Below are 18,028 nucleotides of genomic sequence, written 5' to 3'. Positions count from 1 at the left end.
GAACGATCTCCACAGCCCCCCGCGACCCGATCGTTCCCACGCTCTGCGTGGGAATGCATCCCGTGACGCTCTGCGTCACTTTCCAGAAGCGGAACGCGGAGCGTCCCTGGCGGCATTCCCACGCGGAGCGTGAGGAACGATCTCCACAGCCCCCCGCGACCCGATCGTTCCCACGCTCTGCGTGGGAATGCATCCCGTGACGCTCTGCGTCACCCTCCCGAAGCGGAACGCGGAGCGTCCCTGGCGGCATTCCCACGCGGAGCGTGAGGAACGATCTCCACAGCCCCCCGCGACCCGATCGTTCCCACGCTCTGCGTGGGAATGCATCCCGTGACGCTCTGCGTCACCCTCCCGAAGCGGAACGCGGAGCGTCCCTGGCGGCATTCCCACGCAGAGCGTGAGGAACGATCTTCCACAGGCCCCGCGCCCCGATCGTTCCCACGCTCCGCGTGGGCATGCATCCTGTGACGCTCTGCGTCACTTTCCAGAAGCGGAACGCGGAGCGTCCCTGGCGGCATTCCCACGCGGAGCGTGAGGAACGATCTTCACAGCCCCCACGACCCGATCGTACCCACGCAGCAGCGCGGGAACGATCGACCGCTTTCGCAAGTAAACTGACATACCCGCTTGCCAAACCTGACGACCGGAAGTTACTGTCAGCACCATGAACCTGCCACAGATCGCCTCGACCACCACAACCACGACCGCCAAGGCGGGTCGTGAGGTGTCGTGAGCCAATAACACACGTATCTCAAAGGCCCGCCAGCGATGGTAAGGGCCTTTTCTTTTGCCCTTGCGTCGCTGGCCCACACGCAAGGAAAGCACCATGCACGCTCTGTTGATTCTCGATATGCAAGTTGGGTTGTTTCACGGCCCGGATAAACCCTGGGCCGGCGAAGCGTTGCTGGACACGTTGAATGGCTTGCTGCTCAAGGCCCGGAAGGCCGGGGCACCGATTTTCCTGGTTCGCCACGTAGGCCCGCCTGGCTCGCCCATCGAGCCTGCAAGCCCGCTGACGCAACTGGTGCAGGAACTGCAGTTGGAGGGTGACGAAGTCATCTTCGAAAAAACCCGCCCCAACGCCTTCACCCAGACAGGCCTGGCAGAGCGGCTAAAGGCTTGCGATGCTGAAGGCCTGGTCATCACCGGTATGAAAACCCAGTATTGTATCGACAGCACCTGCCGAGCCGCGCGGGACCTGGGGTTCGACGCGGTCCTGATCGCCGACGGTCATACCTGTTCCGACACGCCTGAATTGAAGGCAGAAATGATCGTCGCCCATCACAACGCAACCCTGGCAGGCGCCTTCTGTCGTGTCGTTCGCGCTGAGGACTGGTGCTTCTAAACCCCATCAGAAGATCGGCCCACGTCGGGCCGGTCTTGTTCAACAAGCGGAGCTCACTGCATGGACCCTTTGCAACCCTCGCAATGCGCAAACATGGAGGACATCCGACGCGAAATCGATGCCCTCGACCAGGCGGTCATCACGCTGCTGGGCAAGCGCTATCAATACGTGCTCGCGGCCTCTAAATTCAAGACCTCGGCGGCTTCGGTGCAGGCACCGGAGCGTTTCAAGGCCATGCTGGCGACACGACGCGTGTGGGCCGAGGCCGAAGGCTTGAACCCGGATGCCATCGAGAAGATGTACAGCGATCTGGTGCACCACTTCATTGCCGAAGAGATGAAGCGCTGGACGGCGAATCAGTCCCACAACTGAACCGCGGTCGGCAATGGCTCTCATCCTCCGCACGATCAGAAGCAGTCACCGACAACGGTTGTGCGCCTTTGCCCTCTGATGCCCTCGGAAAACAACCAAAAGTCCGTTAAGAGATCGGCCACCACAAAGGTAAATCAAAGCCTTGGTTGTGCTGCGCTTCGCTCCGTTTCGCCAGCGTCAAGAATTGGAAATTTGACACTACAAAGCCATCACCTATCGTTCCTCCCGAGACCGCACCCAGGGACCGGGTGGCCCGGACACCCTTTGAAGGGCGGTCGTCACTGCCATTACCCTCAAGGAGCAACAACATGTCTGGAGCGACCCAAACCATTGATGTGCTCGTCAACGTTGACGCCGACTACCTGCTCGCCCACCCCAATGACGTAGGCGGTGCGATTGCCATGCTGGTGACCCGCAGCGCCATCGACAGCCACGCCAACATCTCCAGTGGCGAAGGCGAAGGCGGTAACGAGTTGTGGTTCGACGTAAAACCCGGCGACATCATTCGCTGGCGCGCCACCACGCTGTCGCGCAACTTCGACCGCATCGCATTGATCAAAAACGTCGTGATCGGCGACCCTCATCAGGGCGGTGATTACAAGGGCACCATCTCGACCCCGCAATCTTTCAATATCCCCGGCATTCCAGTGCCCTATCTGGACAATGGTGCCCCCGGAGGCATTGCCAAGACCGATGTGACCTATACCGTCTGGCAGTCCACTGCGCTGAGCCCGGGAAAGCTCTGGTACCAAATCGTCTTCGTTCTGCTGGACCGTAACCTGAACCAGATCGGCCCGAACAACACATGGGACCCCTACATCACCGTCAATAATCAATAACTGAAATGCACACAGCCCCGGCCGGCGCCCTCGTCAACGACGAAGGGAACCGACCGGGGCTGTGTGCAGGTCCTACAGCATTTCCTTGCTAAGCCGCTTTTTCAAACTCCATCAATGCCGCCAACACCAACGGGTGCAGGACAGCGTCGGGATGTTTCGTTTGCCAGGCCATCAAGTCGTGATACATGGTCGGCGTCCAGAAGCTCTTGATGTGCTGGTACACGCCCCGCACCGCCACCGCGTGATCCGGCTCGCTGGCGAAATACTGGGCGATCTGGTTGGCCATCTTGATCAGGCTGTCAGAGCTCATCGACGCACCTCGGCTTTCTCGGCATGGCGCCGTTCCCTGAGCAAGCGTCCCTGTTCATCACTGAAGGCCTGGTAGCGCTTCTGCCATTCCGAAGGCTGGCTGACCCGCACGATCTCGACCGCCGTGACCTTGTATTCCGGGCAGTTGGTGGCCCAGTCGGAGTTGTCGGTGGTGATCACGTTGGCACCCGATTCAGGGAAGTGGAACGTGGTGTAGACCACGCCCGGTGCCACCCGCTCGGTCACCTTCGCGCGCAGTACCGTCTGCCCGGCACGGCTGCCGATACCCACCCAGTCTTCGTCGACGATCCCGCGGTTCTCGGCGTCGGTTGGGTGAATCTCCAACCGGTCCTCCTCGTGCCAGGCCACGTTGTCGGTACGCCGGGTCTGGGCGCCGACGTTGTACTGGCTGAGGATGCGTCCGGTGGTCAGCAGCAGTGGATAGCGGCTGTTGACCTTTTCCTCGGTGGGCACATAGCCGGTGAGCATGAAACGGCCCTTGCCGCGCACGAACTGGTCGATGTGCATGGTCGGCGTACCGTCCGGCGCGGCATCGTTGCAAGGCCATTGCAGGCTGCCGTGACGATCCAGTTCGGCGTAGCTGACGCGGGTGAAAGTCGGCGTCAGGCGGGCGATTTCATCCATGATTTCCGAAGGATGGTTGTAGTGCATCTTGTAGCCCAGGGCGTCGGCCAGGGCGATGGTGGCTTCCCAGTCGGCCTTGCCGGCCAACGGGTCCATCACCTTGCGAACGCGGGAGATGCGGCGTTCGGCGTTGGTGAAGGTGCCGTCCTTCTCCAGGAACGAGCTGCCCGGCAGGAACACGTGAGCGAACTTGGCCGTCTCGTTGAGGAAGATGTCCTGGACGATCACGCATTCCAAAGCGGACAGCGCGGCCGTCACATGCTGGGTGTTGGGGTCGCTCTGGGCGATGTCCTCGCCTTGGCAATAAAGCGCCTTGAAGGTGCCATCCAGGGCCGCCTCGAACATGTTCGGGATGCGCAGGCCCGGGTCGGGTTGCAGGGTCACGTTCCAGGCCTGTTCGAACTCGGCGCGTACCGCTTCGTTGGAAATATGCCGATAGCCCGGCAGTTCATGGGGGAACGAGCCCATGTCGCAGGAGCCCTGAACGTTGTTCTGTCCACGCAGCGGGTTCACCCCGACGCCTTCGCGACCGATGTTGCCGGTGGCCATGGCCAGGTTGGCGATGCCCATGACCGAGGTGCTGCCCTGGCTGTGCTCGGTGACGCCGAGGCCGTAGTAGATGGCCGCGTTGCCGCCGGTGGCGTAGAGCCGTGCCGCGGCGCGGATCTGCTCGGCAGGCACGCCACACACCGGGCCCAGCACCTCGGGGGAGTTTTCCGGCAGGCTGACGAAATCGCGCCAGCGAGCGAAGTCCGCCGCCTCGCAGCGTGCTTCGACAAAAGGCTGGTCAATCAAGCCTTCAGTGGCAATCACATGGCCCAACGCGTTGAGCATTGCCACGTTGGTGCCCGGACGCAGTTGCAGGTGCAGTTCGGCACGGGCGTGAGGCGAATCCACCAGGTCGATGCGCCGTGGGTCGATGACGATCAGCCGTGCGCCCTGGCGCAGCCGGCGCTTGAGCTGGGAGCCGAACACCGGGTGCGCGTCAGTGGGGTTGGCGCCCATCACCAGGATGACGTCGGCCTTCATCACCGAGTCGAAATTCTGGGTGCCGGCGGACTCGCCCAAGGTCTGCTTGAGACCATAACCGGTGGGCGAATGGCAAACACGGGCACAGGTGTCGACGTTGTTGTTGCCAAACGCGGTGCGCACCAGTTTCTGCACCAGGTAGGTTTCTTCGTTGGTGCAGCGGCTGGAGGTGATGCCGCCGATGGAGTCGCGCCCGTACTTGAGCTGGATGCGGCGCAATTCGCTGGCGGCGTAGGTGACCGCCTCGTCCCAACTGACTTCCTGCCACGGGTCGTCGATGTGCTTGCGGATCATCGGCTTGGTGATGCGGTCCGGGTGCGTGGCGTAGCCCCAGGCGAAGCGCCCCTTGACGCAGGAGTGGCCGTGGTTGGCCTGGCCGTTCTTGTCCGGGACCATCCGCACCAATTGTTCGCCTTTCATCTCGGCGCGGAACGAGCAACCCACGCCGCAGTAGGCGCAAGTGGTGATGACGCTGCGCTCCGGCTGGCCGATCTCCACGACGCTCTTGTCGATCAGGGTCGCCGTCGGGCACGCCTGCACGCAGGCGCCGCAGGACACGCATTCGGAATCGAGGAAGTTGTCACCGCCGGCCGCCGCCACTCGAGAGTCAAAACCGCGTCCGGTGATCGTCAGGGCGAAGGTGCCCTGGATTTCCTCGCAGGCACGCACGCAGCGGTTGCAGACGATGCACTTGCTCGGGTCGTACTCGAAATACGGGTTGGAAACGTCCTTGGCTTCATCCAGATGATTGGCGCCTTCGTAGCCGTAGCGCACTTCGCGCAGGCCCACCTGCCCCGCCACGGTCTGCAATTCGCAGTTGCCGTTGGCCGCGCACGTCAGGCAGTCCAGCGGGTGGTCGGAGATGTACAGCTCCATCACGTTGCGACGCAAATCGGCGAGTTTGGAGGTCTGGGTACGCACCACCATGCCCTCGGTCACCGGTGTGGTGCAGGAGGCCGGATAACCGCGCATGCCGTCGATTTCCACCAGGCACATGCGGCAGGAGCCGAAGGCTTCCAGGCTGTCGGTGGCGCAGAGTTTGGGAATGGTGGTGCCGAGCAAGGCCGCGGCACGCATGACCGAGGTACCGGAGGCGACGCTGATTTCACGTCCGTCGATGGTCAGGCTGACCTGCACGTCGCTTTCGCGCGCCGGGGTGCCCAGGTCGATATCGCTGCTGGGATCGAAGATAGTGATCATTGGTCGGCCTCCGTGGTCGCCAGACCGAAGTCGGCGGGGAAATACTTGAGGGCACTGGCGACGGGGTAGGACGTCATCCCACCGAGGGCACAGAGCGAACCGTATTGCAGGGTGTCGCACAGGTCCTGCAACAACAGGGCCTGTTCCTGGCGAGCACCGGCTTCGGTGCTGGCGATCAAGCGATCCACCACTTCCACCCCACGGGTGGAGCCGATCCGGCACGGCGTGCACTTGCCGCAGGATTCCTCGGCGCAGAACTGCAAGGCGAACCGGGCCATCTGGGCCATGTCCAGGCTGTCGTCGGCGACCACCACGCCACCGTGGCCAAGCATCGCGCCCATGGCGGCAAACGCTTCGTAGTCCAGCGGCGTATCGAATTGCGCAGGCGGCACCCAGGCGCCCAACGGCCCGCCCACTTGTGCGGCCTTCAGGGGCCGACCGCTGGCAGTGCCGCCGCCATAGCCTTCCACCAGTTCACGCAGGCTCAGGCCGAAGGCGCGTTCCACCAGGCCGCCGTGACGGACGTTGCCGGCCAGTTGGAACGGCATCGTGCCCAGGGAACGGCCCATGCCGAAGTCGCGATAGAACTGCGCACCCTTCTCCAGGATGATCGGCACCGAGGCCAGGGTCACCACGTTGTGCACCAGCGTCGGCAGCCCGAACAGGCCTTGAATCGCCGGCAGTGGCGGCTTGGCGCGAACCGTGCCGCGCTTGCCCTCGAGGGATTCCAGCAGTGCGGTTTCTTCGCCACAGATATAGGCGCCGGCCCCGACACGAACCTCGATGTCGAAGGCGCAGCCGCTACCGCTCACGTTCGCGCCCAGATAGCCGGCGTCGCGAGCGATGCGCAGCGCTTCGTTCAGCGTACTGATGGCGGCCGGGTATTCCGAACGCACGTAGATGTAGCCCATCGTCGCGCCTACGGCGAGGCCGGCGATGATCATGCCTTCGATCAGCAGGAAGGGGTCGCCCTCCATCAACATGCGGTCGGCAAACGTACCGGAGTCGCCTTCATCGGCGTTACACACCACATACTTCTGTGCACCCACGGCATCGCGCACGGTGCGCCACTTGATGCCCGCCGGGAACGCCGCACCGCCCCGACCGCGAAGGCCGGAATCCAGCACGCTGGCGACCACGTCCGCGCCATCCATCTGGATGGACCGGGCCAGGCCCTGGAAGCCGCCCTGGGCACGGTAGTCGTCCAGGGACAGTGGTTGTGTGATGCCGGCGCGCGCGAACAGCAGGCGCTGCTGGCTCTTGAGATAGGGAATCTCCTCCACCGGCCCCAGGGCCAGCGGATGGCTGCCGGGATCGCCTGCCAGCGCATCCAGCAGACCCGGCACATCGGCCGGTGTGACAGGGCCAAAGCCCAATCGGACGCCGGCGCTTTCAAGCTCTACCAGCGGTTCCAGCCAATAGAGGCCACGGGAACTGGTGCGCAACACCGTCAATGGCAGCTGTCGACGCTCAGCCTCACAGGCCAACGCATCGGCCACCTTGTCGGCGCCCACGGCACGGGCCACCGAATCGCGGGGGATACAGAGCGTCAGCATGCGCCCTCCTCCATGCAATCATTGACCAACTGACGCAGACGCTCGGGCGTGATCCGCGCATGCAACTCCCCATCCAGCTCCAGGGCCGGCGAGCAGACGCAGGCACCCAGGCAATAGACCGGCCGCAGGCTGATGCTTCCGTCGGCGCTGGTGCCGTGATCGTCCAGCGCCAATTGCTCGCGCAGCTGCGCAGCCAGGGTCTCGGCGCCCATGCTCTTGCAGGACTCGGCCCGGCACAGGCGCAGGGTATGGCGCGCGGGCGGCGTGGTGCGGAAATCGTGGTAGAAGCTGATGACCCCGCGCACTTCAGCCTGGCTGAGATTGAGGGCGTGGGCGATCTCCGGGACGGCGCTGTCGGGGACATACCCGCAGCCTGCCTGGATGGCATGGAGAATAGGCAGCAAGGCACCGGGGGTGTCCTTTTCGCGCGCAAGCACGCTGTGGATCAACGGCAGGTGAAGCGTCTCATCAGGCATAAACGTACCTCGGCATCTCGAACGCCACCGCCGCATAGCGGCAGCCGTTCGGAGTCTTGGCTGCGGCGTCCGGTCCACGTCACGGTCGCGTGGCACATCCGATCGCCATTCTCGCTCTCCGGCCAGGTGTCTTTGGCGCACCTGATCCGGGGCATCCTCACAGCTTGCCACTCCCGGGGGTTGGCGATTGCACATGGACGACGAAACGTGTTCTGAAAGCGACTAGACGTGAAAAGTTGTCCTGCGTCCGTGGGAGGTCAAATACCCAAGTGATTGTAGGCGACCCGCAGCGATCGGTGGCGATTGGCCGTTTTCCTGACTGCCAGCGTGGCGAGTGCTTTGTTGAATCACCACATAAGGTTACAAACACAATATATATGTATCGTTTTACAGCTATCAATCTTGCCATCATTTAGGAGGACAACAACCTGACACCAGAAGGAATCCTGGAATGCTACACAAACAGCTTTTTACGTACTCATTACTGCTCTTATCACTTACAGCAAACTTTCATACCTTGGCAGAAGAATATTATTGGACGATTCAGCAGATCCCGGAACATCTTCAAGAGCGACAGCCCTCGCCCGAACTGGTTTGTAGATGGTTACATGAAGAGTATGAAGAAATCTGGAATTACACACCCGCGGTAGCCACGGAGGACGATCACATCTGGTATTGCCACATGATATATGGCAAGGATCCGTTAAACGACTCTTATGGCGCTGTAGCTATTCTCCGCAGCGGCAACACATGCAGCGAAAACCAACAATTCAATAAGATCTCAGGCCAATGCGAGACTCAAGGCGTCGACAGTGGCTGCCCCTTGAGCCTGGCGGGAAACCCAATAAATTTCGCGACAGGTTACAAAATACAAACAGAAAGCGATTACTCAACTGTGCATTCACACCCAAGCGCAAACCCACTCGATTTTTCAAGATTCTACAGAAGTGTTGATGGAGTATGGCGGCACAGTTATTCATCTAGGCTCAGCCTCGAAGAAAACTTGATCACGCTTATTCACCTTGATGGAAGTCGATCCTTTTTTGAAAAAAAGGGAACGTCTTATGAGGCTAGACCACCCGAAACAGGAACGCTCGTCTATCAGTCGGACCGTTGGAGTTATCACGCCCGCAATAATCGCTCACTTGAATTTGATAGCAACGGAAGGTTAATTGCGCTTATTAAATCAGGTAGCGCGCTGAGCATCGCCTATTTAGACAACATTGCGACCGTCACTGATGGTTTTGGCAACGCCTTAAAATTTACCGAGGACACGTTAAAACAGCCTCTTACCGTTACTGCGGGCGACGTAAGCATTAGCTACACCTACAACAATTACAAACAGCTAACCTCCATGACCAAAACCCATCCGACCCATACGGAGAATAAACAATACATCTATGAAGACCCGAAAGATAGCAGACTGCTGACCGGCATTGTTGATGAGCGCGGGGTACGTTATGCCACATGGACTTATGATGCTCAAGGGCGCGCCATTACGAGTGAACACGCGGCGGGTATAGAAAAAATCTCAGTCGGCTACAACCCTGACGGGTCATCGACGGTAATCAACGCACTGGGTAAAGAAACACGGTATCAATTTGAATTGATTCAAGGCGTCAAACGCATCAAATCCATTACAGGTCTTCCATCGGCCAACTGCCCCGATAGCAACTCAACTTTCACCTACGACACCCGCGGTCTGCTGACAAAAAAAACAGACAACAATGGCAATACAACCACCTATCTCTACAACGACCTTGGCCTGGAAACCTCTCGCACGGAAGCGAGCGGCACTTTTCAAGCTAGAACGATCACCACCGAATGGCACCCGACGCTGTATTCCCCTGTGCGCATCAACGAACCGGATCGCTCCATTCAATACACCTACGACACTCAAGGGCGCCAGCTCAGTAAAACAATCACTTCACGTTAATTCAGAAGGATCTGAATATGAACACATTGACATGCAAGGTTGCTCTGCTCGCTCTCGCTTTGTGCGGAACCATTACCACCCTTCCTATTTGCCAAGCTGCCGAACGTGGCTGGTCGTTCACCTATAATGCCCAGGGGCAGTTGGAGTCGTCAGATGGGCCCCGAACAGATGTAAGTGACATTACCCGCTATGAATACGATGCCAAAGGACATCTGGCACGCATTATCAACGCGCTCGGGCACACCACCACATTTTCCAACTTTGACGTCGCCGGCAACCCTAAGACAGTTGTCGATTCCAATGGGGTTATTACAAACCTGACCTATGCGTCACAAGGCTGGGTGAGGTCGTTGAGTACCGCTACCGGCACTGTTCGCTTTGAACACAACGCCGTGGGCGACATCACCAAGATGATTCGCGCAGACAATAGCTGGTCGACTTACACCTGGGACGACGCAAGGCGGCTCATTCGAGTGACCAATAACGCAGGGGAACAGATCGAATTTGATCTCGACCCGATGGGGAACCGGACTGCGGTACGGATCAAGGACAAGACGGGTCATCTGACCAAACAACATCAATGGGTGTATGACGAACTGGGTCGTTTGCTGCACTCAGTGGGTGCTGCCGGCCAGACAAGCCGGACACAGTACGACCTCAACGATAATCCGATCGCGCTGACCAATCCCCGCAATCACATTCACCAACGGGCCTTTGACTCGCTGAACCGATTGGTGACGAATACTGACCCGCTTAATGGAATCACTCAACTTGAGTACGACGTTCAAGATAACCTCACGCAAGTCCGCGACCCACGTGGTGTAACCACTCAATATCAATACGACGGCCTGGGAAACCTGACGCGGGTGAACAGCCCTGACAGCGGCGCCACTCACTCCCAGCACGATGCCGCAGGCAACGTGACGCAACAGGTGGACGCGCGTGGTGTGGTCACGACTTTTACCTACGATGCGCTCAATCGCCTGTCCGCCCGCCGCTATCCGACGAACCCGGCATTGGACGTTCAGTTCCACTACGATTCGATTGCCGCAGGTAACAAAGGCATCGGCCGACTGACCGCCGTGGAGGACGTCAACGGGGTACTGAATTACACCTACGACGCCCAAGGCAACGTTACAGCCCAGCGGCAAACGGCGCCCGCAAACACAGCGACTCAGCCAGAACAAATCGGCTATGGATACGATGTCGCCAATCGGTTGAGCAGGATCGATTATCCAACAGGTTTCAGCATCGTCTACTCGCGTAACACCACAGGACAAATCAGCCAAGTACAAATTCGGCAGGGCACGGGGCAGCCGACCGCGTTCGCCAGCAACATCACGTATCAACCTTTCGGTCCGCTTAAAAACCTGACCTGGGCCAACGGGACTACGCTTCAACGTACCTTCGATCTGGACTACCGGCTGACCGCTCAAACCGTTGCAGGCCAGAGCAACGCCTATACCTACGACGGCCAGGGAAACATGACTCAAATGCAACGCGACTCAGTCGACAAGCATGGCTACAGCTATGACCCGCTGGATCGCCTGGTAGGAGAATCTACTGCTTTCAACCGGATGACTTACGTTTATGATCCTGCGGGTAACCGCACCCGAAAAGCGCTCAGCACGTTGATTGACAGCGAGTTGCGTGTCACCGCTGGCACGTCTTATCAGTATGGGGCGAGCAACAATCGGTTGACGCAGGCAGGCACCCACTCGGTAGACTTCGACGCGGCAGGCAACCTGACCGCAGACCGCGCCAATCGTCAGTTTTCCTACGACGAGCAGAATCGCCTGAGCGAAGTGAAAATCAAGGGTGCTGTCAAGGCTCGGTTCCGCTACAACGCTTTCGGCCAACGAACCAAAAAAATCACCTCTCAAGGCACTACAACATTTATCTACGGGTTGAGTGGCGAACTTCTTGGCGAGCACGTATTCGATAACCAAGGCAAGAAGCTGAGAAGTCAGTTTTATATCTGGCTCGAAGGGGTGCCCTTGGGCGGGATCAGTGTGAGCTACGGTGCAACGGGCGCGCCAGCAAACAGCGCCGCGTTCTACCTCCATAGCGACCACCTCAACACACCGCGAATCGCAACGAACGCAGCGCGAACCAAGGTATGGGAGTGGGTTTCCGATGCATTTGGTACAAAGCAAGCCAGCGGACAACTGGAAATCAACCTGCGCTTTCCCGGTCAGTACTACGATGTCGAGACTGGACTCCACTATAACTATTTTCGTGATTACGACCCGAAGACTGGTCGCTATGTGCAGAGTGATCCGATTGGGTTGGCCGGAGGGATCAATACCTATGGATATGTGGAAGGAAATCCAATTAGCTTTTTTGATCCATATGGCCTTGCCAAGCCAGACCTAGGCAGCGGGGTGGAATCGCACAATGGTGGCAAGGAGCATGTACATTGGGGAGATAAATCCAATCCTCGGGAAAATGCTGTCAACAGGGACGGTTCAATCAGACACGGTAAAGAGCCACCCCAAAAAATAAAAGACAAGATAAATAATAAGTTTAATTGGAATCTAAAAATTCCTTCCATGCTAATCCCGCTCCCCCCTGAAATATTAGATAGAATAAATCCTGAGCGCCTCCCTGACCCAATGGAGGGGATACCAACAGACTGTTAACATATCCGACCAAATCTAAATCCCCGAAGAAACACCAGAGGCATTCAAAATGATCTATATTGAAGAAAACAACTTCGAGAGACAAATAGACTTGATTTCCGCACTTGCAAATCAGGCACCTTTTGACTTAGTTGCCTGGCTGCATCCGGACTCCACCATCGATACCATATTAGGCGTCAGCGTTTATAAATCAACCACAGTAAATGCAGAGCCAGTTACCACTTACACAAATGACGTTATTGCCAGCTGCACTCAGCGTCTTCGGGTGACCGACGCATTAATAAATAACATTACCCAAGAAAAAAACATCATAGTAAAAAATTGTGACAGCCTATGTATCTATAGCCCCAAAAACCCTGAATGGCAAGCATGTACAATAGGTCACGAAGGAATGATATTGGTTAGAGACTTGGCTCTACTTAGTTATTTAAATTCCTTAGATTTCAATGCATCACTGCATGCGCCATCTTGGTGGTGACTCACCGACACAAAACATATAATGCGTAGAGCGCTACGATCCACTCATTCGCACAGAACGAAGCGCTCCACTATTGAACACATTGTCGACCGCCTCAATCTCTCACCGCCCTGGCGCTGGAACTATTATTGGAGGGCTATTGGTGCCGGTCTAGGCGTAGGACTGAATTGGTATCTTATCGACAAGTTACTAAGCGAATCCGAACCTGACGCAGAAGAAAAGAAAAAAACAATAGCTGGTCTGTCCGGAAAAAATGGAGCCAAGGATATCCCAAACTGGGCTAAAGGAGAAAGATCATTCAAAGGCGAATCTGGAAAAGATTTTGCTGATCGTCTTTTGGGCAAAAAATACGGAGATAATGGATACAACAAAGGACCCGCATCGGAGCATAATAAAATAAGGAAATGGGGTGATCGTGCGTTCGAATAATCCGACAACTATAGAGATCCCGTGATGAATTTTGTTTACATAGTCATACACACACATCAATTACCAGGTGGAAATGACGATATAAAGTTTATAGGCGTCTATGCGAATCATGCATCAGCTGAAGAAGCCGTAAAAAGAGCAAGCCTTAAAACTGGATTCTCGGAAACCAAAGATGGCTTTTTTATTGAAGGCTATCAGGTAGGTAAAGATCATTGGATGGAAGGTTTTTTCACCTATGTACCAGATGAAAAATAGACACTGAGTTTGAAGTGCCGACATTGATCGCCTAGAGGCGGATTGAACAAGCTGTGCAAGTCCGGCTTAACGGCTCTGAACAGAATAAACAATGATCAAATATGTTTTTTTCAATACTGGGGCTATTTTATATAAGTCTGATGATAATGGCGTATCCACATGCAAAAAAGGGCCAAAGTATTGTAGTGGCCGGACCATGGTGGTGCCTCTATAAGAATAGCTATAAAGAAAGCGCTGGAAATCTCTGCAATTTTGGCAGAATCATCCTAGGACTCGACCTAATCCTTCTTGCTTATATTTATTTATAGCGATATCAAAACGGTCTCTGCGTCACCGCCTCGTCAAGGGGCGGTCTTCAGAAGGTAAACCATTAACAGCACACTCGCTATTACCACAGTTATCGGCGGCGCTTTTGCCGAAAACTCCATAGCGACCATCTCATTACACCGCGCAGCGCAACGAACGCGATGCGGGAAAAGAAGTGGAATTTCAACTTTAAGGACAGAGGCAAGCTCTGAAGATGCATACTATCAATACCATTCTTAAACTGTCGAAAACACCAGCAGCACTAATTACTATGGTGCCTGTGGCTTCTGCTGCCATCGTGCTCGGATACCAAGAACCTGTGAATATTGAACGTATCTGCGAGGAGTCGCCACCCCTGCTAATAAATAATTTCAACAGCTGCAGCCATATTGATCAGACCTTGAGTTTCCTTGAGACGCAAGGCTACAAGCCTACAACTCTAGAAAGCTTAGAAAAAAACAGTGGCCTTCTGCGTAAAAAATTCTCCTTAAAAATATTTGAAGTACCCTACTACAAAATAGACAGCAACACCGGCACTGCGCAATTCGGCTTTATAAATGGACGATTATTTTCCATATCCTACTTTCCGAAAGCATCAGACACCGTATTCGAAAAACACCCAGCAAGTAAAACCGAGACACTGACTGTAAAACATCAGAGCAGTCACCAAGGATTGAAATACATATCATGGTCAAACAATTACCTTGAAACCTATATCACTTGGTGGATATCGAGATTCTCATAAGGGCTAGCATATGAGTTACTAAACGTTACGACTATGACTATGACTACTTGAAAGCCGTACCCGTGAAGCAGCGTTGCCTGAACGAGCAAGACATGCGCCGGATCCGCTCATTTGAACCGTCACTCACCCTTAATGGGCTTGGCGCAACGCATTGGCAACCAATGTAAACGCAGGCGAAGGTTGCCGCCGGCTGGGGTAGTACAGATAGTAGCCTGAAAATGGCGGACACCAATCTTCCAGCACGCGCACCAGCCGCCCCTCCTGAAGATGGGGTTCAAACTCCTCTTCCGGCAGGTAGGCAACGCCCAGCCCGGCCACTGCCGCCTGCACGATATGCGTCGACGTGTTGAAAATCAGCTGGCCGTCAACTCGCACGTTCACCTGCTTGCCTCGCCGCTCGAAATCCCAGACATAGAGCCCGCCTGATGTTTGCATGCGCTGGTTGATACAGCGATGGGTCATCAGGTCGCGCGGACTCCTGGGAATGGCGTGGGTAGCGAAATACGCTTGCGAAGCGACGGCAGCCATCCGCAATGGAGGGCCTATCGGAACGGCAACCATGTCTTTGTCGATGGTATCGCCCAAGCGCACGCCGGCATCAAAACGATCCGCCACGATGTCTCGAAAGCCGTAACACACGTCAAATTCGACGTTTACATCCGGGTAGTCGTGCAGCAACCCGGTAAGTTTGGGGAGCAAGGTCGTGCGCAAGACATGATCGCCGCAGGTGATGCGTACAGTGCCCGCGGGCTTGTCGCGCATTTCCGTCAGCATATCCAGCTCCGCTTCTATTTCATCGAAGCGATTGCCTATCGCGTGCAGCAGCCGTTCGCCCGCGATAGTCGGCGAAACGCTGCGGGTGGTCCGCGTCAGCAATCGGATCTGCAAGCGTGCTTCCAGGCCATTGATGGCCTGGCTCAGTGCCGATTGTGTAACCCCCAATGCCCCGGCAGCGCGCGTGAAGCTGCCTTCGCGCGCGACCGTGACGAAAGACAGCAGATCATTGAGATTTCTTTTGATCATGGTGAAACGCATCTAAGCCAATTGATTAGCCTTGCTTATAGCCTTGTTAAGCATTCATTAGCTAGTCGCATAACTGCACGTCGGTCACCATGCTCCCCATGAACAGGAATGAAAGCAGAACTGCGATGAGGGCGACCTGGCTTGGCTTGCTGGCTTCGATACTCGTGCTGGGCAGCTACTCGACAATGAATGATGCTGCGTCGGCATCTTCGCTAACGGAGAACACGGGCATGTGGATGACCGTCGGGGAACAACGTTTCGCCATCACCCTGTCCGACAACTCAGCTGCCCGCGCGCTTGTCGCGTTATTGCCACTGACGTTGGACATGAATGATCTCAACCGCAATGAAAAGTACGCCACCCTCCCCCGAGCACTACCTACCCAGGCGAGCAAGCCGGGAACGATCCACAACGGCGATCTCATGCTGTATGGCCCGGACACCCTGGTCGTTTTCTATACGAACTTCGATTCAACCTACGCATACACACGCTTGGGGCGTGTGGACGACCCCGCAAGGCTGGCTCAGGTGCTGGGTCGGCGGGGTGTGCAAGTGACGTTTTCCCAGAATTGACTACTCCGCATCGATAGGATTTCCAATGAAAAAGATCATCGTTTTATTAACCCTTCTTGTCAGTTCGCTCTCAGCAATAGGAGCCGATATGTCCAACGGCGCAGATAACTTCTATACCAGCGACGACGTGACCGTACAGAAGGTCAATTTCAAGAACCAATATCAAATGAACGTGGCAGGCAACCTGTTCATCCCGAAAAAACTCAATGGCAAGAGCAGAAGTCCGGCGATTGTCGTGGGCCACCCGATGGGCGCAGTGAAGGAACAGAGCGCTAATCTTTACGCCACGAAAATGGCCGAAAGAGGCTTCGTGACCCTTTCCCTGGACTTGTCGTTCTGGGGCGAAAGCGAGGGGCGGCCGCGCAATGCGGTTTCGCCGGATATCTATGCCGAGGACTTCAGCGCCGCAGTGGACTTTCTCAGCGCCCAGCCTTTTGTCGACAGGGAGCGGATTGGCGCCATCGGCATTTGCGGCAGCGGCAGCTTCGTGATCAGTGCAGCCAAGATTGACCCGCGCATGAAAGCCATCGCTACCGTGAGCATGTATGACATGGGCGGCGTCAATCGCAACGGATTGAAGCACTCCCAAACGCTTGAACAGCGCCGGGCTATCATCGCCCAAGCCACTCAGCAGCGTAGTGTGGAGTTCGCCGGCGGTGAATCGCTTTACACCAGCGGTACGGTGCACCAGTTGGATGACAATACTCATCCTATCCAACGTGAGTTCTATGACTTCTACCGCACCCCGCGCGGTGAGTTCACGCCATCGAGCTCGTCAAAAGACCTGACCACGCACCCAACGTTGACCAGCAACATCAAGTTCATGAACTTCTACCCGCTCAATGACATCGAGACCATTTCGCCTCATCCGATGTTGTTCATTGCTGGCGCGGATGCGCACTCCAGGGAGTTCAGCGAGGAGGCTTACAAGCTCGCCGGTCAACCCAAGGAACTTGTCATCATTCCTGGCGCTGGCCATGTCGATCTTTATGATCGGGTCGACCTCATTCCGTTCGATAAGCTGACGACGTTCTTCCAGAGCAATCTGAAGTAATATCTGGCCCAGTCGAGAGACCTATCGATCTACCCCCGCTTAAGCTTCCTGAACACCTGCGGCTCCCAAACTCGCATCGCCAGCAACAGGGCAGTCCCACGTTTCTCTGACAGCGGCGCGGCCAACGATTCGTTGTGAAGCGCCGCCAGTTTGCTGCGCAACTTATGGATTTCGACTTGCAACTGGGCGTAAGCGGGCTTGGTCAGCATGCCATGGGCGAAATGCAGGGTTTCATCGGGGACGTCGAATCGGCTGGCCATGAAATCCGGCAAACCCTGTCGCAGGAAGAACCCTCGGATAGGGCCGTCCGGCAGCCAATCGAAATCCCGCGTTACCAGCAACCTGATGCGATTCCCCGCTTTCAGATCCGCCAAGCCCATCCGCTCCAACACCAACAAATTTTTGATGCACTCGGCTTTTGACACGCAGTAGGCGGACACGATGTCTTCCAGTGACCAGTGATTCAGCGCACACACCGCCACCAGCAACAACTTTTCGTTCGAGACCAGTTGCGCTTCCTGTTCGCGCGTCAGCGTTTGCAGGCGTGGTGTCGATCGCTCAGCCTCCTGAAGCAATTCCGCCATCGTCAGGCCCAGCAGCTCACAGAGCTGGGCAAGGCGTTCGAGCGTCAGGCGACCGCTGGCCAACAGGCGCTTCACGCTGGGTTCCGACAGATCGAGCGCTTGAGCAACGTCGCGATAGGTCATGCCGGCGGCCTTGAGACGTTGTTTCAGGGTGGAGATGAGTTGGGTAATCTGGGTCATAAGTATTGATATCCGATACTGTTGGTATCAGCTTAGCGAAATACCAACGAAAA

Annotated in this window: 17 protein-coding genes; 11 read left to right on the top strand and 6 right to left on the bottom strand. The window is 56.5% G+C overall.

The genetic code is table 11. The features are described 5' to 3' along the window. Nucleotides 1-826 precede the first annotated feature (826 nt). From AD662_RS13625 to AD662_RS13615, 3 genes are all read left to right on the top strand, one after another. On the top strand, nucleotides 827-1,345 hold the full coding sequence (locus tag AD662_RS13625) for an isochorismatase family protein (RefSeq protein WP_018602253.1): 519 nt from the start codon (nucleotides 827-829) through the stop codon (nucleotides 1,343-1,345). A 60-nt stretch (nucleotides 1,346-1,405) separates the two neighbouring features. Further along, nucleotides 1,406-1,717 carry an isochorismate lyase gene (locus AD662_RS13620; RefSeq protein ID WP_018602250.1) on the top strand — a complete coding sequence of 104 codons (312 nt, stop codon included), beginning with the start codon at nucleotides 1,406-1,408 and terminating at the stop codon, nucleotides 1,715-1,717. Between the two features lie 308 nt (nucleotides 1,718-2,025). Further along, the gene (locus tag AD662_RS13615) at nucleotides 2,026-2,556 is read left to right on the top strand and encodes an AidA/PixA family protein (protein WP_018602248.1); all 531 of its coding nucleotides are present in this window, start codon (nucleotides 2,026-2,028) and stop codon (nucleotides 2,554-2,556) included. A gap of 88 nt (nucleotides 2,557-2,644) precedes the next feature. Here the strand turns inward: AD662_RS13615 and AD662_RS13610 are convergent, their stop codons facing one another. The 4 genes from AD662_RS13610 to AD662_RS13595 are packed head-to-tail and all read right to left on the bottom strand — an operon-like array spanning nucleotide 2,645 to nucleotide 7,771. Beyond that, complete coding sequence (locus AD662_RS13610; protein WP_053187987.1) at nucleotides 2,645-2,866, bottom strand: formate dehydrogenase subunit delta; 222 nt, start codon at nucleotides 2,864-2,866, stop codon at nucleotides 2,645-2,647. Beyond that, nucleotides 2,863-5,739, bottom strand: coding sequence for a formate dehydrogenase subunit alpha (gene fdhF / locus AD662_RS13605; protein ID WP_053187984.1), 2,877 nt, complete (start codon nucleotides 5,737-5,739; stop codon nucleotides 2,863-2,865). Before fdhF ends, AD662_RS13610 begins: the two co-directional genes overlap by 4 nt. Beyond that, nucleotides 5,736-7,295, bottom strand: a complete 1,560-nt coding sequence (locus AD662_RS13600) for a formate dehydrogenase beta subunit (RefSeq protein WP_053187981.1) — start codon at nucleotides 7,293-7,295, stop codon at nucleotides 5,736-5,738. Before AD662_RS13600 ends, fdhF begins: the two co-directional genes overlap by 4 nt. Continuing rightward, on the bottom strand, nucleotides 7,289-7,771 hold the full coding sequence (locus tag AD662_RS13595; protein WP_003201284.1) for a formate dehydrogenase subunit gamma: 483 nt from the start codon (nucleotides 7,769-7,771) through the stop codon (nucleotides 7,289-7,291). The genes AD662_RS13600 and AD662_RS13595 overlap by 7 nt, the downstream gene beginning before the upstream one ends. A gap of 451 nt (nucleotides 7,772-8,222) precedes the next feature. Here AD662_RS13595 and AD662_RS13590 point away from each other — a divergent pair, with 451 nt between their 5' ends. From AD662_RS13590 to AD662_RS29295, 6 genes are all read left to right on the top strand, one after another. Further along, complete coding sequence (locus AD662_RS13590) at nucleotides 8,223-9,707, top strand: DUF6531 domain-containing protein (protein ID WP_053187978.1); 1,485 nt, start codon at nucleotides 8,223-8,225, stop codon at nucleotides 9,705-9,707. A 17-nt stretch (nucleotides 9,708-9,724) separates the two neighbouring features. After that, nucleotides 9,725-12,349, top strand: coding sequence for an RHS repeat-associated core domain-containing protein (locus AD662_RS13585; RefSeq protein ID WP_053187975.1), 2,625 nt, complete (start codon nucleotides 9,725-9,727; stop codon nucleotides 12,347-12,349). Between the two features lie 49 nt (nucleotides 12,350-12,398). Next, nucleotides 12,399-12,827, top strand: a complete 429-nt coding sequence (locus AD662_RS29310; protein ID WP_139213124.1) for a hypothetical protein — start codon at nucleotides 12,399-12,401, stop codon at nucleotides 12,825-12,827. Nucleotides 12,828-12,848: 21 nt separating this feature from the next. Then, the gene (locus AD662_RS29660; RefSeq protein ID WP_174553536.1) at nucleotides 12,849-13,256 is read left to right on the top strand and encodes a hypothetical protein; all 408 of its coding nucleotides are present in this window, start codon (nucleotides 12,849-12,851) and stop codon (nucleotides 13,254-13,256) included. A 24-nt stretch (nucleotides 13,257-13,280) separates the two neighbouring features. Then, on the top strand, nucleotides 13,281-13,511 hold the full coding sequence (locus AD662_RS29300; protein ID WP_074849682.1) for a DUF7336 domain-containing protein: 231 nt from the start codon (nucleotides 13,281-13,283) through the stop codon (nucleotides 13,509-13,511). Nucleotides 13,512-14,031: 520 nt separating this feature from the next. Beyond that, nucleotides 14,032-14,562, top strand: a complete 531-nt coding sequence (locus AD662_RS29295) for a hypothetical protein (protein ID WP_139213123.1) — start codon at nucleotides 14,032-14,034, stop codon at nucleotides 14,560-14,562. A gap of 129 nt (nucleotides 14,563-14,691) precedes the next feature. Here AD662_RS29295 and AD662_RS13580 read toward each other — a convergent pair whose 3' ends face one another. Beyond that, on the bottom strand, nucleotides 14,692-15,585 hold the full coding sequence (locus AD662_RS13580) for a LysR family transcriptional regulator (protein ID WP_018602232.1): 894 nt from the start codon (nucleotides 15,583-15,585) through the stop codon (nucleotides 14,692-14,694). Between the two features lie 125 nt (nucleotides 15,586-15,710). Here AD662_RS13580 and AD662_RS13575 point away from each other — a divergent pair, with 125 nt between their 5' ends. Together AD662_RS13575 and AD662_RS13570 are read left to right on the top strand one after the other, a co-directional pair. After that, nucleotides 15,711-16,157, top strand: a complete 447-nt coding sequence (locus AD662_RS13575; protein WP_053187972.1) for a cyclophilin-like fold protein — start codon at nucleotides 15,711-15,713, stop codon at nucleotides 16,155-16,157. A 25-nt stretch (nucleotides 16,158-16,182) separates the two neighbouring features. Next, nucleotides 16,183-17,211, top strand: a complete 1,029-nt coding sequence (locus AD662_RS13570) for an alpha/beta hydrolase (protein WP_053187969.1) — start codon at nucleotides 16,183-16,185, stop codon at nucleotides 17,209-17,211. A gap of 29 nt (nucleotides 17,212-17,240) precedes the next feature. Here AD662_RS13570 and AD662_RS13565 read toward each other — a convergent pair whose 3' ends face one another. Continuing rightward, on the bottom strand, nucleotides 17,241-17,975 hold the full coding sequence (locus AD662_RS13565) for a helix-turn-helix domain-containing protein (protein WP_053187966.1): 735 nt from the start codon (nucleotides 17,973-17,975) through the stop codon (nucleotides 17,241-17,243). Nucleotides 17,976-18,028 lie beyond the last annotated feature (53 nt).

This window comes from Pseudomonas kilonensis, from assembly GCF_001269885.1.
GTDB lineage: Bacteria > Pseudomonadota > Gammaproteobacteria > Pseudomonadales > Pseudomonadaceae > Aquipseudomonas > Aquipseudomonas kilonensis.
Note: the sequence above shows the minus strand (reverse complement) of the source record. Positions and strands in the feature narration are given on the sequence as shown.

Bases quoted from the DNA above. Each gene is read 5' to 3' on its own strand.
- AD662_RS13625 (WP_018602253.1), top strand. From the start codon at position 827: ATGCACGCTCTGTTGATTCTCGATATGCAAGTTGGGTTGTTTCACGGC.
- AD662_RS13595 (WP_003201284.1), bottom strand. From the start codon at position 7,771: ATGCCTGATGAGACGCTTCACCTGCCGTTGATCCACAGCGTGCTTGCG.
- AD662_RS29300 (WP_074849682.1), top strand. From the start codon at position 13,281: ATGAATTTTGTTTACATAGTCATACACACACATCAATTACCAGGTGGA.
- AD662_RS29310 (WP_139213124.1), top strand. From the start codon at position 12,399: ATGATCTATATTGAAGAAAACAACTTCGAGAGACAAATAGACTTGATT.
- AD662_RS13570 (WP_053187969.1), top strand. From the start codon at position 16,183: ATGAAAAAGATCATCGTTTTATTAACCCTTCTTGTCAGTTCGCTCTCA.
- AD662_RS13575 (WP_053187972.1), top strand. From the start codon at position 15,711: ATGAGGGCGACCTGGCTTGGCTTGCTGGCTTCGATACTCGTGCTGGGC.
- AD662_RS13580 (WP_018602232.1), bottom strand. From the start codon at position 15,585: ATGATCAAAAGAAATCTCAATGATCTGCTGTCTTTCGTCACGGTCGCG.
- AD662_RS29660 (WP_174553536.1), top strand. From the start codon at position 12,849: ATGCGTAGAGCGCTACGATCCACTCATTCGCACAGAACGAAGCGCTCC.
- AD662_RS13565 (WP_053187966.1), bottom strand. From the start codon at position 17,975: ATGACCCAGATTACCCAACTCATCTCCACCCTGAAACAACGTCTCAAG.
- fdhF (WP_053187984.1), bottom strand. From the start codon at position 5,739: ATGATCACTATCTTCGATCCCAGCAGCGATATCGACCTGGGCACCCCG.
- AD662_RS13585 (WP_053187975.1), top strand. From the start codon at position 9,725: ATGAACACATTGACATGCAAGGTTGCTCTGCTCGCTCTCGCTTTGTGC.
- AD662_RS29295 (WP_139213123.1), top strand. From the start codon at position 14,032: ATGCATACTATCAATACCATTCTTAAACTGTCGAAAACACCAGCAGCA.
- AD662_RS13610 (WP_053187987.1), bottom strand. From the start codon at position 2,866: ATGAGCTCTGACAGCCTGATCAAGATGGCCAACCAGATCGCCCAGTAT.
- AD662_RS13600 (WP_053187981.1), bottom strand. From the start codon at position 7,295: ATGCTGACGCTCTGTATCCCCCGCGATTCGGTGGCCCGTGCCGTGGGC.
- AD662_RS13615 (WP_018602248.1), top strand. From the start codon at position 2,026: ATGTCTGGAGCGACCCAAACCATTGATGTGCTCGTCAACGTTGACGCC.
- AD662_RS13590 (WP_053187978.1), top strand. From the start codon at position 8,223: ATGCTACACAAACAGCTTTTTACGTACTCATTACTGCTCTTATCACTT.
- AD662_RS13620 (WP_018602250.1), top strand. From the start codon at position 1,406: ATGGACCCTTTGCAACCCTCGCAATGCGCAAACATGGAGGACATCCGA.